At 72.7% G+C, this 13,332-nt stretch carries 13 protein-coding genes; 6 read left to right on the top strand and 7 right to left on the bottom strand.

Annotated features, from left to right (window positions below; genetic code table 11):
- Nucleotides 1-99: 99 nt before the first annotated feature.
- The 4 genes from OG357_RS03590 to OG357_RS03575 are packed head-to-tail and all read right to left on the bottom strand — an operon-like array spanning nucleotide 100 to nucleotide 5,544.
- Nucleotides 100-1,344 (bottom strand): MFS transporter, encoded by a 1,245-nt coding sequence (locus OG357_RS03590; RefSeq protein ID WP_329625480.1) that lies wholly within the window; start codon nucleotides 1,342-1,344, stop codon nucleotides 100-102.
- A gap of 2 nt (nucleotides 1,345-1,346) precedes the next feature.
- The gene (locus OG357_RS03585; protein WP_329619714.1) at nucleotides 1,347-3,155 is read right to left on the bottom strand and encodes a condensation domain-containing protein; all 1,809 of its coding nucleotides are present in this window, start codon (nucleotides 3,153-3,155) and stop codon (nucleotides 1,347-1,349) included.
- Entirely contained in the window at nucleotides 3,149-4,471 is a 1,323-nt protein-coding gene (locus OG357_RS03580; protein ID WP_329619713.1) for a DUF6271 family protein, read from the bottom strand. Before OG357_RS03580 ends, OG357_RS03585 begins: the two co-directional genes overlap by 7 nt.
- On the bottom strand, nucleotides 4,453-5,544 hold the full coding sequence (locus tag OG357_RS03575) for a phytanoyl-CoA dioxygenase family protein (protein WP_329619712.1): 1,092 nt from the start codon (nucleotides 5,542-5,544) through the stop codon (nucleotides 4,453-4,455). Before OG357_RS03575 ends, OG357_RS03580 begins: the two co-directional genes overlap by 19 nt.
- 327 nt (nucleotides 5,545-5,871) lie before the next feature.
- Here OG357_RS03575 and OG357_RS03570 point away from each other — a divergent pair, with 327 nt between their 5' ends.
- From OG357_RS03570 to OG357_RS03560, 3 genes are read left to right on the top strand one after another with little or no spacing between them, the layout of a single operon-like run.
- Nucleotides 5,872-6,732, top strand: a complete 861-nt coding sequence (locus OG357_RS03570) for a hypothetical protein (protein ID WP_329619711.1) — start codon at nucleotides 5,872-5,874, stop codon at nucleotides 6,730-6,732.
- 51 nt (nucleotides 6,733-6,783) lie between these two features.
- Complete coding sequence (locus OG357_RS03565; RefSeq protein ID WP_317601514.1) at nucleotides 6,784-7,047, top strand: acyl carrier protein; 264 nt, start codon at nucleotides 6,784-6,786, stop codon at nucleotides 7,045-7,047.
- Nucleotides 7,048-7,057: 10 nt separating this feature from the next.
- A complete protein-coding gene (locus tag OG357_RS03560) occupies nucleotides 7,058-7,723 on the top strand; it encodes a 4'-phosphopantetheinyl transferase family protein (RefSeq protein ID WP_329619710.1) in 666 nt (221 codons plus the stop codon).
- Here the strand turns inward: OG357_RS03560 and OG357_RS03555 are convergent.
- The 3 genes from OG357_RS03555 to OG357_RS03545 all read right to left on the bottom strand — a co-directional run bounded on the left by OG357_RS03555 (nucleotide 7,720) and on the right by OG357_RS03545 (nucleotide 11,066).
- Nucleotides 7,720-8,451 carry a hypothetical protein gene (locus OG357_RS03555; protein WP_329619709.1) on the bottom strand — a complete coding sequence of 244 codons (732 nt, stop codon included), beginning with the start codon at nucleotides 8,449-8,451 and terminating at the stop codon, nucleotides 7,720-7,722. The two genes, OG357_RS03560 and OG357_RS03555, sit on opposite strands and share 4 nt — an antisense overlap.
- A 94-nt stretch (nucleotides 8,452-8,545) precedes the next feature.
- A complete protein-coding gene (locus OG357_RS03550) occupies nucleotides 8,546-10,288 on the bottom strand; it encodes a bifunctional serine/threonine-protein kinase/glutamate ABC transporter substrate-binding protein (RefSeq protein WP_329625479.1) in 1,743 nt (580 codons plus the stop codon).
- A 130-nt stretch (nucleotides 10,289-10,418) separates the two neighbouring features.
- Nucleotides 10,419-11,066: a hypothetical protein gene (locus OG357_RS03545; protein ID WP_329619708.1), complete on the bottom strand. Its 648-nt coding sequence runs from the start codon at nucleotides 11,064-11,066 to the stop codon at nucleotides 10,419-10,421.
- 104 nt (nucleotides 11,067-11,170) lie between these two features.
- Between OG357_RS03545 and OG357_RS03540 the strand changes: the two genes are divergently transcribed.
- The 3 genes from OG357_RS03540 (at nucleotide 11,171) to OG357_RS03530 (ending at nucleotide 13,206) form a co-directional block, all read left to right on the top strand.
- Complete coding sequence (locus tag OG357_RS03540; RefSeq protein WP_329625478.1) at nucleotides 11,171-11,587, top strand: TetR-like C-terminal domain-containing protein; 417 nt, start codon at nucleotides 11,171-11,173, stop codon at nucleotides 11,585-11,587.
- Between the two features lie 59 nt (nucleotides 11,588-11,646).
- A complete protein-coding gene (locus tag OG357_RS03535) occupies nucleotides 11,647-12,729 on the top strand; it encodes an AI-2E family transporter (protein WP_329619707.1) in 1,083 nt (360 codons plus the stop codon).
- Nucleotides 12,730-13,002: 273 nt separating this feature from the next.
- The gene (locus tag OG357_RS03530) at nucleotides 13,003-13,206 is read left to right on the top strand and encodes a cold-shock protein (RefSeq protein ID WP_024760785.1); all 204 of its coding nucleotides are present in this window, start codon (nucleotides 13,003-13,005) and stop codon (nucleotides 13,204-13,206) included.
- Nucleotides 13,207-13,332 lie beyond the last annotated feature (126 nt).

Genomic DNA, 13,332 nt, shown 5'->3' with positions numbered 1-13,332 from the left:
GGTACACCGACCCTTGCCGGAGGAGGGCCGTGCCCCGAGGCGCGCATGGCCGAAACGCCGAGGGCGTGCCCGCCTGTGGGCGCCCACCCACCCCTACCGCTAGCCGCCCTCCGGAGCCCGCCCCAGCGCCCGCACGGCCGGGACGCAGAGCATGACTCCGAGGAACACGACACCCACCACGGCGGAGAAGAGCAGCACCCGGTCGGCACCGAAGGTCTCCGCCGCCGGGCCGGCCAGTGCCCGGCCCAGCGGGATCACCATGATGGAGCCGGCGATGTCGTAGGCGGAGACACGGCTGAGGACGGCCAGCGGGATGTGGGTCTGCACGCTGGTCGCCCACATGACTCCCCAGAAGGCGAAGCCGCAGCCGGCCACGACGCCGGTGACGGCCGTGAGCGTGAACGACCAGCCGAGAGCGGGAGCCAGGGGGTTGAGCGAGAAGAAGACCATGGCGAGGGCGCCCGCGACGAGCGGACGGCGAGGCTTGACGCGCATGCCGAGCAGACCGCCGACGATCGTCCCGGCCCCGTCGGCGGAGGCGATCCAGCCGTAGCCGCTCGCCCCGTGCTGTTCGGTGAGCAGCGCGGCGCCCAGCGGCAGGGCCGGGCCGAAGACGAACAGGCCGTAGACCGCCCAGACGGCGATGACGCCCCACAGCCAGGACCGGGACCGGAACTCGTGCCAGCCCGTGGCCAGCCTCTGCCACAGCGGGTCGGCGCTGTCGTCCTTGGCCGTGCTCAGTTTCCGCAGTGGCGCGAGACCCAGCGCGCTGAGCGCGAAGGCCGCCGCGATGACCAGGAAGGATCCCGCCACGTCCCAGTAGGCGACGAGGAGGCCCGCGAGCCCGGGGCCGGCCAGGGTGCAGATCGCCTCGGAGATCCGCAGGAGCGCGTTCGCCCGCTGGATGTCCTCGGCGACCTGGGGGACCATGCTCGCCAGACCCGGCTGGAACATGGCCGTCGCCGCGCCGCTGAGTGCGAGCAGCGCCATGATGTGCCAGAGCCGCACCCCGCCCGCGGCGAGCAGTGCCGCGAGCGCGAGCATGGCGACCAGGCGCACCACGTCGGCGCCGACCATCATGACCTGCGGGGTGAACCGGTCGGCGAGGACGCCGCCGACGAGGACCAGCAGGACGATCGGCGCCATCCACGCGGCCAGCGCGTAACCGACGCCACTGGCCCCGTAACCCGCACCGAGGACGGCGGTCGTGAGCGAGACCATCAGCATGCCGTCGGCGAGCAGCGACGCGCTGCGGGCCGTGAAGAACAGCCGGAAGCGGCTCGACCGCCAGGGGCTGGGAAGCGGGTCCGGCTTCTGCCGGACGGTCACACCATCGGTATCCATCGTCATGTCGCATCCGCCGGTTCCCGGCCGGTCCCTTCCGAGAGAATCTGCTGCCGGAGCCAGGCGCCGCTCCGGTGGGCCTCCGCCGGCGGGCTCTGGACGATCACGTACCGGCGGGGAGCCAGCAGCCCGGGACGGCCGGGGAGGGCGTCCATGAGCGCGGCGTGGGCCGCCGCCGGAGTCAGCGGCGCGCCCCCGGAGGCGATGTACGCCGTGAGGCCCCGCCCGGCCTCCGCCTCCGCCGGTCCGTCGGTGGCCGGGGGATCCGTCGTGACGTGTACGGGTACGCCGTCGAGGGCCCGGCTCAGGGCCTCCGCCACGGCGGGCGGCGAGACCCAGGAGCCGTCCACCCGCTCCCAGTCCGCACCGCGCTCGACCGGCCGGACCCCGGTCACCTCGGTGAGCGCGTCCAGCGGTACGTCCCCGGTGGCGGCCGCCTCCAGGAGACGCACCAGACCGACGAGGAAGCCCTCCGCCTGCTCCCGGGTGAACAGTGCGGGGTCCGCCCACACGCCGAGGCGCAGCAGGGGGTCCGTCTCGTGGACGAAGGTCAGGACGCGGGTCGGCAGCACCTGGTCCTCGCCCCAACTGAGCTCAAGCTCGGGGCCGATGACGGCATCGTCGCCGGGGGAGGAGGGGTCGTGCGCGGAAGGGAGCGTGGAGGGCAGCGCGGTGGGCAGGGTGCTCACGTCGTTGAAGGCGACATCGCGGGTGAACCGGCTGCCGCGCTCGAAGGTCGCCCTGCCGATCATCTCCCACAGGCTCACGGCGTCGAACCGGCTGTGCCGGTAGGCGTTGAGCGCGGCACCCCAGGCCTTGCCGAGGAGGACGTCGAAGGACGGGACCCGGACGTCGAGGCAGAGCAGGGCGTCCTGGGACAGGGTGTTCACCGAGCGGGTCAGGCGGGGCTCGTACCGGTTGGACGTCGGGACGGCGGTCACGCAGGCCGGCTGGTCCGTACGGTGCGCGAGGAGCGCGCACCAGGCCGTGAGCAGCACCGTCGACGGCAGGCCGCCGGTGCGCTCCGCGACGAGGGCCAGGGCGCGGGCGCCGCGCCGCGACCGGAGGGTGAGCTGCGGCGCGCGGACCTCGGTGCCTTCGGCGCCCGGTTCCGCGAACATGGCCTGCGGTCCGGTACGGATGATCCGCTCCCAGTACCCCAGCGACGCCGCGGACTTACGGAGCCCGGCCGGGGCCGCCTCCTCGGCGGCGAGGCCGAGCGGCGTCAGCGCCGTCTGCGGAGGGAGCGTCCCGCCGGCCAGCAGCGCGAGCCATTCCTCCTTGAGGACGGCGAGCGCGCTGATGTCCGCGACCGCGTGGCTGGCCGCGAGCGCGGCGTACACCGGCGTGCCGTCGAGGGCTACCAGGGACACCCGGAGGGGGAAGTCCCGGTCCAGGTGGAACCGCTCGTCGCGGGCCTCGCGCGCCAACGACTCGGCGTACCGGTCGGGTTCGCCGGGGAGTTCGTCGTGGTCGAGGACGGTGACGGTGAACGTGCCCTCGGCGGCCACGACTTGCTCGCGAGGAGCGGAGCCAGGGGCGTGGGGGAACGTGGTGCGCAGCGCCTCGTGCCGGACGGCGAGGGCGCGCAGGGCGTCGACGGCCGCTTCCATCCCGGTCCCGGCGGGTGCCGGCCACACATCGTGGATGTTGATGTGCGCGGGCTCGTCCCGCAGGATGCAGCGGATCATGTTGGCCTGCCCCATCGTGACGGGGCCCCGGCGCTCCTCGCCGCCCGCGTACGCGACAGTCACGGTGCAGGCGCGGGCGCGGATGTCCTTGAGTCTCGAAGTGGCTCGCTCACTCACCATGTGATGCCTTTCACGGACTTCGTGGAGCGGGTCAGCGGGCCCCAGGCGTCGATCAGGAGGGCGAACTCCTCCATGTCGGCGCGGGACTCGTCGAGGAGTCGCTCGCGCTCGGCGGCGAGGACGTCGGCGGCCCCGGCGTAGCGGCCGCCGAGCTTGCGGAACGAGCGGTCGATGACGTCCAGCCGCTCGGCGTTCTCGACGCGGTCCAGCCGGGTGCTGTCCCTGACGAACCCGGCGACGGCGGACGCACGGACCTGGCCGTCGGAGTCGAGCAACTCCGCTCCGGCGGCGGCCATCTGCCCGTACACGGCGTCGAAGTACGGCGTGGACAGGAGGAACTTCGCGAGCCGCCGCTGATAGGCGAGGAAGCCCGCATCGGAACGGCGCTCGCGTGTATGGAAGTTGATGATGTGACGGTTGTGCAGGACGCCGGGCAGCCGGGCGTCGTGGACCAGGTGGATGAGGAAGTAGTCGCTGCCGATGGTGTCGGTGGCGGGAGGCAGCGGCACCCGGCCGTAGACCTCGCGGGTGAAGCCGATGTTGCACATGTCGACACGCGTGGGGCCGACGCGGGTGAGCGTCGTGAGGTCGCTCGTGAAGGGGGCGGTCCCGGCGCCGCGGAACGACTCCGCGATGAGGTTCCTGCGCCAGATCTCCGGATAGCCGTCGGGGACCGACAGGCCGACGACGTCGTCGTAGACGGCGGGATCGAGCCGGCGGATCTCCTCGACGTCCACGGACATCTCGCCGACGAAGGAGCCGCCGACCAGGGCCACCGGCCGGTCCGCGCACGCGGGATCGAGCCTGCTCCGCGACACGAGCCCGGCCACCTCGGCTGCGCGCCGTCCCAGGGACGTCAGCTCGTGGTGGATCGGGAAGACCGGTTCGCCGCCCTCCGGGCGCTCGGAGTGGACCTGGTAGCGGCTGTCCGAGTCCCGGCGGTGGACCGAGGCGCAGCCCAGGGCCTCGGCGATCAGGAAGGCGCGGTTGGTGCAGGCGCCGTAGGACACGCGGGACGGCAGCATCAGGTCGAGCACCCGGTCGGGTGCGGCGACGCCGGACCGCGCGATCACCGCTTGCAGGAAGGTCCGCTGCTGCGTCTCGTCGAGGTGGTGGACGACCACGCCCGGGGCCGGGGGCAGACCGTCCACCGTCTCGCGGTGTTCGGCGAGCACCGGTGCCTCGGAGGAGTCCAGGACCAGGAGGTGCACCTCGACGCCGAACCGGCGGGCGCCGTAGGCGGCCTCCTCGGCGACCGCCCTGAGGGTCTCGGAGCACGCCCGGTTGGTGGGGAGGGTCAGGCAGACACGGCGCACGCCGGTTCTCCGTCCCGGCTCCGGCCGTCGGCTGCCGTGTCGTGCCACGAGGCGAGACCGAGGAGGCGGCTGCCGAGCCCGGTCAGTTCGGCCGTGGGGTAGCGCTTGGACTCGTGCAGCACCGGATCGCCGACGAGCGTGCGGTTCCAGCGCGGGGTCCGCAGGTGCCGCCAGGACTCGACACGGGAGCGCCGCAGCCTCTCGTGCTCCTCGAGCGCCGGCATCATCGACAGGTACTGGACCGCCCGCACCCCGTTCTCGGAGGCGTTGCGCGCCACGCCGTGGGCGAGAAGACCGTTCCAGATCAGCAGGTCGCCGGGGTGGAGTTCGGGCCGTTCGACGGGGAACTCGGCCCGGTCCACGGCGGGGCGGAGGGGGTCCCGGCCGGCCGGCTGGGCGATCCTCCACTCCTCGAACCGCCGGAACAGCTCCGGATCGCACTGGAAACCGCCGGTCTCGGGCCGGGTGTCGTTGAGCGCGATGATCCCCTGCACCCGCTGCGGCGGGACGCCGAGCGTCGTGTCGATGTCCCAGTGCAACTCGATGTCGAAGCCCCGGTCGGTGGGCTCGATCAGGGCGCGGTCACGGTTCCCGACGTTGGGCGGGTTGAGGTTGAGCCGGTCCAGGGTGACCCACAGCTCCTCGCAGTCCCACACGTCGACGAACGCGTCGTACACGCGCTGGGACTGGCGGCTGTTCCAGAGCAGTTGGTGGTGGTACGCCTCGACGAATCCGTACACGTGCAGCTGCTGGTCCAGCTCGGAGCGGAACGGCCGGTCCTCGTACCAGCTCTCCGGCCGGTCCGGGTCCAGCCCCTGGAAGTCCCAGGTGAAGTCGAGGAGCCGCCTGGCGTCCTCCGCCGCGATGGCCTCCCGGACGATGACGTATCCGTACGTCTGCCAGTGGGCGAAGTCCTCCTCGGACAGCACCCGCAGGGGGCGGGACTTCTTCAGCTCCCGCAGGGTGGTCTGGGCCAGATAGGCCTCGCCGTCCGCGCTGAAGTACGGCAGGTCCGACGCCGCCCGGTGCAGACGGGGACGGCGCGAGCGGCCGTGGGGAGCGGGGGTCGTCATGTGGTCCCTCCAAAACGGGAGTCAGGGCCGAGGACGGTCGCTGCCGATTACGCAGCAGCATTGGTTTAGACCATAGCCGCTGTCAAGTGTCGGCTTGATATGCACAGTTGACTTGTCCGGAAGATCCAAACGAACTCTTGACGACGCGCGCCGACCCGCCGACTTTGGTCTAGACAAGTCGCGAAGTGCTGGCCTAGGGTCCATTCCCCGGACGTACGGACCGTCGCGACAGCGCCGTCAGCGCCGACACCATCACGTCGTGGAGATGCGTCCTGCCCGCCTGCCGACGCCCCCGACTGTCCGCCCACGCTGAGAGGGAGCGGTTCCATGAGTACAAGCAGCAGCACAGCCCTGCCGGACGGCGGTCTGAGGAACCCCGGTCCGGGGCTGCTCACGCTGGATCCGGTCCACACCGCCCTGCTGCACGGCCTCGACGACCTGCTCACCGGTCTGGCCGCACGCCTCTCCGCCCCCGAGGTGGTCGGCCCGCCGCTGCTGTCCGTGGAGGGCCTGGCCAAGCTGGACTACTTCCGCAACTTCCCCCATCTCGGCGTCTCCGCCGGGCGGTTCACCCCCGAGGCGCTCGACGGGCTTGCAGCCGGCGAGAATCCGGGAGAGCTGCCGCTGCGGCCGACCGGTCACCTGCTGCCCTCCGCCACCTGCTACGGCCTGCTGCTCTCCCTGGAAGGCCGGGACGTCGGCGAGGACGGGCTGCGGCTCTCCGCCACCGGCCGCTGCTTCCGCAACGAGACCCACTACGACGGACTGCGCCGCCTGTGGGGCTTCCACATGCGGGAAGTCCTGTACCTCGGTACCAAGCAGGGCGCGGTCGAACACCTGGAGAAGGGCGCCGAGTTCGTCCGGGAACTGGCCGGACTCCTGGGCCTCGACCTGACCCGAGCCACGGCCGACGACCCGTTCTACGACCGGGGCGGCTCCCGGGCCCGCCTCATGGCGCTCGACCCGGTCAAGCACGAGTTCAGCGCCCCGGACGGCACGGCCATCGCCTCCGTGAACCGGCACCGCAACTTCTTCGGCGAGCGCCTGGACATCCAGGCGGGCGCCGAGGGACCCGCGTACAGCGCCTGCGTCGCCTTCGGCGTCGAACGCTGGGTGCACGCGATGATCCTCGCCCACGGCACCCCGGAGCAGGCCCTCGAACGACTCCGCGCCGCCCGGGCAGCCTGAACCGAGCGCAAACGACAGGAACACCCGTACCAGCAAGGAGTGACCCGCACCATGGAACGCATCGCCGAGTGGCTCCACGAGAAGAATCCCGGCCTCGACGGCCCGATCGACGTCGACGAGGACCTCATCGAGGCCCGGCTCATCGACTCGATGGACTTCCTGGAGTTCATCGACCTTCTGGAGGAGATCTCCGGCGACACCATCGACCTCCAGGAAGTCACCATCGACGACTTCCGCACGCTCGGCCGCGTCGAGCGACGCTTTCTGACCCCGTCCGCGACGGCCGCCGCCCCCGGTGCGACCGCCGCGGGGTGAGCACGCGCACGTGACCGGCGGCGCCCCGCTGCCGGGCCGGGACTCCCGTACGGCCCTGGCCGCCGTCGCGACCACCGGCGAAGTACTCGCCCACCCGCGGCTGCACGAGGGACTCCTCGCACCGTGGGAGCTGCGGCGGCTGGAAGCGGTCCGCGTGCCGAGCCGCCGGGACGACGTCCTGGCCGCACGGCTGCTGCTGCGGCTGTGCGTCGCCCGATTCACCGGGGGTTCGCCGGAGGAGTCGGCCCCGGCCCAGTTCTGCGCCGGGTGCGGGCGGGCCGGCCACGGCCGCCCGTACCTGCGGGACCACCCCGGCGTGGGCCTCAGCCTGAGCCACGCCGACGGGCTGGTCGCGGCGGCCGTCGGCCCCGGCGCCGTCGGCGTCGACGTGGAACCCTCCGCGCGCAGGCCGGGCCCCCTGTCGGTACTGAGCCGGGTCCTGCCCGAGGCCGACGTGCGGGAGGCCGCCGACGGGCCCGACCCGGGCGCGGCCCTGCTCCGCCTGTGGGTGCGCGCGGAAGCGCTGCTGAAAGCCGGCGGGGAGGACCTCCGGCTCCTCGAATGGACGGACCCGCACCGGGCGGCCGTGGTGGCGCTGGCCAGCACCGCCCCTGCGAAGGCGTGCACTCTCGACCAGGAGGTCGTGGACCGCCCGAGCGGGAAAGCCTCTCGCTAGGCCGCGGAACCCCAGGCCGTGGTCAGCCCGTCCAGCCACGCGGGCGGCAGCTCGGCGGCGTCCCACTCCTCGTGCAGCGCCACCGGCGCGGCGGCGAGCCGCTCCAGGACGGCGACGCTGGTGGGGGAGTGGACGAGGGAGTAACGGCCGTGGATCGCGATCGCGCTGCCGGGGCCGTACTCCGCGTACAGCCGTTCCAGGCGCGCGTGATGCGCCGTGGAGAACTCCGTCAGACGACCCGGGTACCCCGCGCGCTGCCGGGGACTCATCGTGCCGAGGACGGCGGTGAGCACCTGCTCGGTGGCGTCGGGGTCCAGGTCGGAGACGGCGGTGTAGGAGAGGTAGAGCGGCGTGATCGCGACCTTCGCGCGCTCCATCTCCGCCCGCCCGACGGGGGAACGGTCGTCGGGCGACGACACCGTCGGATCGGGGGCGAGGGCATGACGCAGCGTGCGCTCGGCGATGTCCGCGAGTGCGTCGGCGACGGCCCGGGTGCCGTCACGCCAGCCGGCCTCGTACGGCTCGCCCTTCTCAGCCGGCCCGGTCCGTCCGCTGTCGCCGATCTCGGTGTGGGCGAGGGCGAGGGCGCCGGCCTCCACGAGCCCGATCAGCTCCTCGGCGTCACCGGACCAGACCCCGGCCCTGGCCAGGAGCTGGAGGAGCGTTCTCTTGGCGTTGAGGACGCTGGCCGCGTCCAGCTGCTGCCGTCCTTCGTCCGCGGCGTTCATGGGCTCCTCCTCACCCTGGGACGGGACACACGCCCCGCACCGGACACTAGCAGCGGACGATCACCTGAACACGAGACCCGAAGGCCACGCCGGACTACCGCAACGGCGGCGCGTCCGCGCGCAGGAGCGGAAGGTTCCGCTGGACGGCCGCCTGCCAGGAGCCGTCGGAGACCATCTGCTCCAGCGCGGACCGGACCTTCGACGTGAGCGGGCTGCCCTTCGGGAGGCCGATGCCGTACGGCTCGTCGGTCGTACGGAAGCCGGCGAGCCTGAACCTGCCCTTGAACGCCGCCTGGGCCGCGTACCCGGCGAGGAGCGAGTCGTCGGTGGTGACGGCGTCCACGGCGCCGGACGCCAGATCGTCGACACAGCGCGCGTAACCGTCGTACTCCCGGAGCTGCGCCTGCGGGGCGAGCGTCCGGACGTTGAGCGCGGAGGTGGAGCCCACCGCCGAGCAGACCTTCCGGCCGTTCAGGTCCGCAGGGCGCGTCACGCCGGTGTCGGCCGCCCGCAGCAGGACGTCCTGATGGGCCACGAGATAGGGGCCGACGAAGTCGACGCGCTGCTTCCGCTGGTCGTTGACCGTGTACGTGGCCACGACGAGGTCGACCTCGCCGCCGGTGAGGAGGGACTCGCGGGTGGCGCTCCTGGCCTCCTTCCACGTGACGTCGGCGAGATCGTGGCCGAGCGCGCGGGCGACGTACGCCGCCACCTCCACGTCGAAGCCCGAGAAGGTGCCGTCCGGGTTCTTCCAGCCGAGCCCGGGCTGGTCGAACTTGATGCCGATGGTGATCCCGGAGCCACCGGAGCCCCCGGCGGGTGCGCTTGTCGACGTCGAGGGTGCCACGGAGGACGGCGCGCCGCTCACCTTCTTGCCGTCATCGCCGCCGTCACCGTCGCCGTCGGGCAGCAGCGACCAGACGAGTACGCCGCAGAGCGCCACCGCGGTGACGGCCCCCGCGTACACCGGGCCCCGCCGCTTCCCGGGTTTCCCGGGAGGAGTGGCGGGCAGGGGCGGAGCCAACGGGTACGAGGTCGGGCTGCCGGACGCGGCGGGTGCGGACGCCGGGGTCTCCGCCTCCGCCTCCGCGAGCAGCCGGTCCAGCGTCTCGGCGTCCGGTCGCGCCGCCGGGTCCCGGACCAGGACGTCCGTCAGGACCCGCGTCAGCGCTCCCGCGTTCCGCGGCGGCGGCACGTCCTCGCCGAGGACGGCAGCGAGGGTCGCCAGCGTGTTGGCCCGCCGCAGCGGATGGTGCCCCTCCACCGCGACGTACAGCATCATCGCCAGCGACCAGAGGTCGGCGGCCGGGCCGCCCTCCTCGCCGCCGACCCGCTCGGGCGCCATGTAGTCGGGGGTGCCGATGATCGAACCGGCGGCGGTGAGCGCCGTCGCGCCGTGCACCGCCGCGATCCCGAAGTCGGTGAGGACCGGCCGGCCGTCCGGTCGCAGCAGGACGTTCGCGGGCTTGATGTCCCGGTGCTGGATGCCCGCCGCGTGTGCCGCCCGCAGCCCGGACAGGACCCCGCGCCCCAGCGCGGCCGTCTCGGCCGGCGACAGCGGGCCCCGGTCGAGCCGGTCATGGAGGGAGCCGCCGGTGACCAGCTCCATGACGAGCCAGGGGTACGTGTCCTCACCGCCGTCCACGATGTGGTGGATGGTCACCACATGCGGGTGGGCGATACGGGCGAGCGCTCTCGCCTCGCGCAGGACACGGGTGCGCAGGGCGCGGGCGCCCTCGGGGTCGTACTCGGCGAGCGCGGGGTCGGGCGGGCGTACCTCCTTGAGCGCGACCTCGCGGTGCAGCGCCGTGTCCCGCGCCCGCCACACCGTGCCCATGCCGCCACCGCCGAGCCGTGCCACCAGCTCGAACCGACCGTCGACCACTCGCGCCACGCAGCCCCCTCACCCCGAACCCGTCCCGACTCTGCCACATCGGCCCGGAGCGAAGGGAGTTGACCGAGGGGGCTCAATGCTCCCGGTGGTAGTCGGCGAGGGCGGCGAACGCGGCCTTCGGCTCCCACGGCAGGCCGGGGTAGGCCGTACCGAGGCCGCCGTCGAGGACCTTCACGATGCCGTAGCCGGCGAGGTCGAGGTCGTCACGGGGGTCGCCGTCGGGCCGGTGCACGTGGTCGTAGAGCGCGAAGGTGAAGACGAAGGTGCTGTCGACGCCCCCGGCGTCGAAGGCCCGGAGCAGTTCGAGGATGTACGCGGCCTGGCCCTCCTCGTCGCGGGCGTGGACGCCGTTCAGCCGCAGCGGGCCCGTCCCGTCGTACTCGACGATCTCCAGACCGAGGGCGCCCCGGTCTCCCGCGCCCCGATAGCCCGCGGAGCCGAACTCGGTGATGGCGAGCGCCTTGCCCTGCGTCCCCCGCGCGACGAGGTCGCGGACGCCTTCGGCGAACCCGTCGGTGTGCTCGGCCGATCGGTAGAGGTCGACGGACACGATGTCGAAGGGGGTCCAGTCGACCCGTTCGAGCGGTACGGAAGCGTAGGTGACCTCGCCGCCGAAGTGCTTGCGGACGACGGCCACGGCCCGGCCGAGGAACGCGTTGACTCGCACGCCCACCGGGCCGATGTGCTCACGCACGCCCACCGGGCCGATGTGCTCGCGCACGCGATGCGGCTGCTTCAGCAACTCGACGCGTTCGTCGGTGCTGTCGCCCGGCAGGAAGCAAGAACGCCCTCTACCGCCGCCGGCCCGACCGCCTCGCCCTCGGCATCGCCGCGTACCGCCGGCTCGCCACCACGGCCCCGCTCCCCGACACCGGCACCCTCCGCGGTGACGTCCTCGAACTCCTCCGGGGCGCCAACCGCCACTGGAGCTCGCCCCTCGGCGCGATCCTGCGCGAACTGCTCTCCGCCGCGGGCGGCGCGACGGACTTCCTCGCGCAGCTCCAGGACCGGTCCGGCGAGGCGGCGGCCGCGCCCTGGCTGACCGTCCTGGGCCGCGCGGTCGCGCGGGGCGAGGTGGCCCCCGAGGCGCTGCACCCGCGGGTCGCGACCGTCGCCGTCGTCCTGCTGCGGAACGAGTTCGTCGTGCGAGGAGTCCCCACCGCACCCGACGACGTCCTCGTCGAGATCACCGACGAGGTGTACCTGCCCCTCGTGCGCAGCCGAGGCACGGCCCCCGGCTGACCGGGCGAATGTCGGGCCGGCGGCGTGGCGCGGAGGCCCCCCGGTGGTACCTGGTCGAAATGCAGCCAGGCACAGCACCGCCGGTGACCCCGTTCCTCCGCACGGCCGCCGCGTACGCGTGGCGGCTGCTGATCGTCGGCCTGCTCGTCTACAGCCTGTTCGCCGTCCTCGGCCGCTTCCACGAGATCGGCGTCGCCCTCTTCCTCGGCCTGGTGATCACCGCGCTGGTGCGCCCCGTCGCCGACATCGTCGCCAAGGGCCTGCCCCGGCCGCTGGCGGTCGCCCTCACCCTGCTCGGCGGCATCGCGCTCGTCCTCGGCGTGCTCACCCTGGTCGGCGAGGCCGTCGCGGGGGAGCGGACGACGCTGGTGCGCGAGTTCAGGGAGGGCATCGGCCGGATCGAGGACTGGCTGGAGCGGCCGCCGTTCCGGCTGCACCCGGAGGCGCTGTCCGACATGCAGGCCAGGATCGGTCAGTTCCTGTCCGGCCACCGGTCGGCCCTGGTCAGTACGGCGCTCAGCGGCGCGGGCCATGTCGTGGCCGTCCTCACGACCCTGGCTCTGGCCCTGTTCTCCGCCGTGTTCTTCGTCCACGCGGGGGACCGGCAGTGGGCCTGGTTCCAGGAGCAGCTGCCGAGGTCGGTACGGGGCCGGGTGGGGATCGCGGGGCGCGCGGCCTGGCGCACCTTCACCGGCTACACCCACGGGATCGTGCTGGTCGCCGCCACGAACGCGGTCCTGGTCGGCCTCGCACTCTGGCTCCTCGGGGTCCCGCTGGCCGTCCCGCTCGCCCTCCTGGAGTTCGTCGCCGCCTTCGTCCCCCTGATCGGCTCGCCCATCGCCCTCGCCGTCGCCGCCGTGGTGGCGCTCGCGTCGCAGGGCCCGGTGGTGGCGCTGATCGTGATCGGCCTGATCGTGGTGATGGGCCAGATCGAGGGCCACCTGCTGCACCCGCTCGTCATGAGCTGGGCCGTGCGGCTGCACCCCTTGGTGGTGGCCATCTCGGTCATCGCGGGCTCGATCGCCGCCGGCATCGTGGGCGCGGTGGTGGCCGTGCCGCTGGTGTCGGTGGTCTGGTCCGTCCACACCGCCCTGCGCGAGGCGCGCGGGACGGCGCGGGACGGCGTCACGGGCGTGCGGTGACGGGCCCACGGGCGTGCGGTGACGGGGCCGCGGGGGCCGGCCGACACGCGAAACGAAAGAAGTTCCGCCCCAAAGAGCCCTCCGGCCCATTACGTGATACAGTAGTTATCAGTTGCAGTTGTGGTTCCCATAGACTTCAAGTGCTTAGGCGGGTTCGTTACCGTCAGAGCACTTTTTGTGTTTTCGGTGCTTTTTCCGGACGGGGCAATCATCGCGGCGACGCCGGGATTCACGCAGTGTGAATTCCGGGTAATGCCTCGAAGGAGATATCGCATGGCTACCGGCACCGTTAAGTGGTTCAACTCGGAAAAGGGCTTCGGCTTCATCGAGCAGGAGGGTGGCGGCCCCGACGTCTTCGCCCACTACTCGAACATCGCGTCCTCCGGCTTCCGTGAGCTGCAGGAGGGCCAGAAGGTGAACTTCGACGTCACGCAGGGCCAGAAGGGCCCGCAGGCGGAGAACATCACCCCCGCCTAAGCTTGACTCGCTTGACGCGGCCGGTGCCCCCCACCCCCAGGGTGGGGGGCACCGGCCGTCGCGTTTACCGGGCCTGAAGCCCGTCGCGGGCCGCAGACCGCCGCCCGCCCGGGTCCCCCCACGGCA

This window comes from Streptomyces sp. NBC_01255 (assembly GCF_036226445.1).
GTDB lineage: Bacteria > Actinomycetota > Actinomycetes > Streptomycetales > Streptomycetaceae > Streptomyces.
The sequence above is the reverse complement of the archived record's forward strand: the minus strand, read 5'-3'. Positions and strand labels throughout refer to the sequence as shown.

What these genes read in the sequence shown, in the direction of transcription:
- OG357_RS03565 (WP_317601514.1), top strand. Translation starts at nt 6,784, where the DNA reads ATGGAACGCATCGCCGAGTGGCTCCACGAGAAGAATCCCGGCCTCGAC.
- OG357_RS03535 (WP_329619707.1), top strand. Translation starts at nt 11,647, where the DNA reads ATGCAGCCAGGCACAGCACCGCCGGTGACCCCGTTCCTCCGCACGGCC.
- OG357_RS03530 (WP_024760785.1), top strand. Translation starts at nt 13,003, where the DNA reads ATGGCTACCGGCACCGTTAAGTGGTTCAACTCGGAAAAGGGCTTCGGC.
- OG357_RS03570 (WP_329619711.1), top strand. Translation starts at nt 5,872, where the DNA reads ATGAGTACAAGCAGCAGCACAGCCCTGCCGGACGGCGGTCTGAGGAAC.
- OG357_RS03585 (WP_329619714.1), bottom strand. Translation starts at nt 3,155, where the DNA reads ATGGTGAGTGAGCGAGCCACTTCGAGACTCAAGGACATCCGCGCCCGC.
- OG357_RS03575 (WP_329619712.1), bottom strand. Translation starts at nt 5,544, where the DNA reads ATGACGACCCCCGCTCCCCACGGCCGCTCGCGCCGTCCCCGTCTGCAC.
- OG357_RS03550 (WP_329625479.1), bottom strand. Translation starts at nt 10,288, where the DNA reads ATGGGCACGGTGTGGCGGGCGCGGGACACGGCGCTGCACCGCGAGGTC.
- OG357_RS03590 (WP_329625480.1), bottom strand. Translation starts at nt 1,344, where the DNA reads ATGGATACCGATGGTGTGACCGTCCGGCAGAAGCCGGACCCGCTTCCC.
- OG357_RS03555 (WP_329619709.1), bottom strand. Translation starts at nt 8,451, where the DNA reads ATGAACGCCGCGGACGAAGGACGGCAGCAGCTGGACGCGGCCAGCGTC.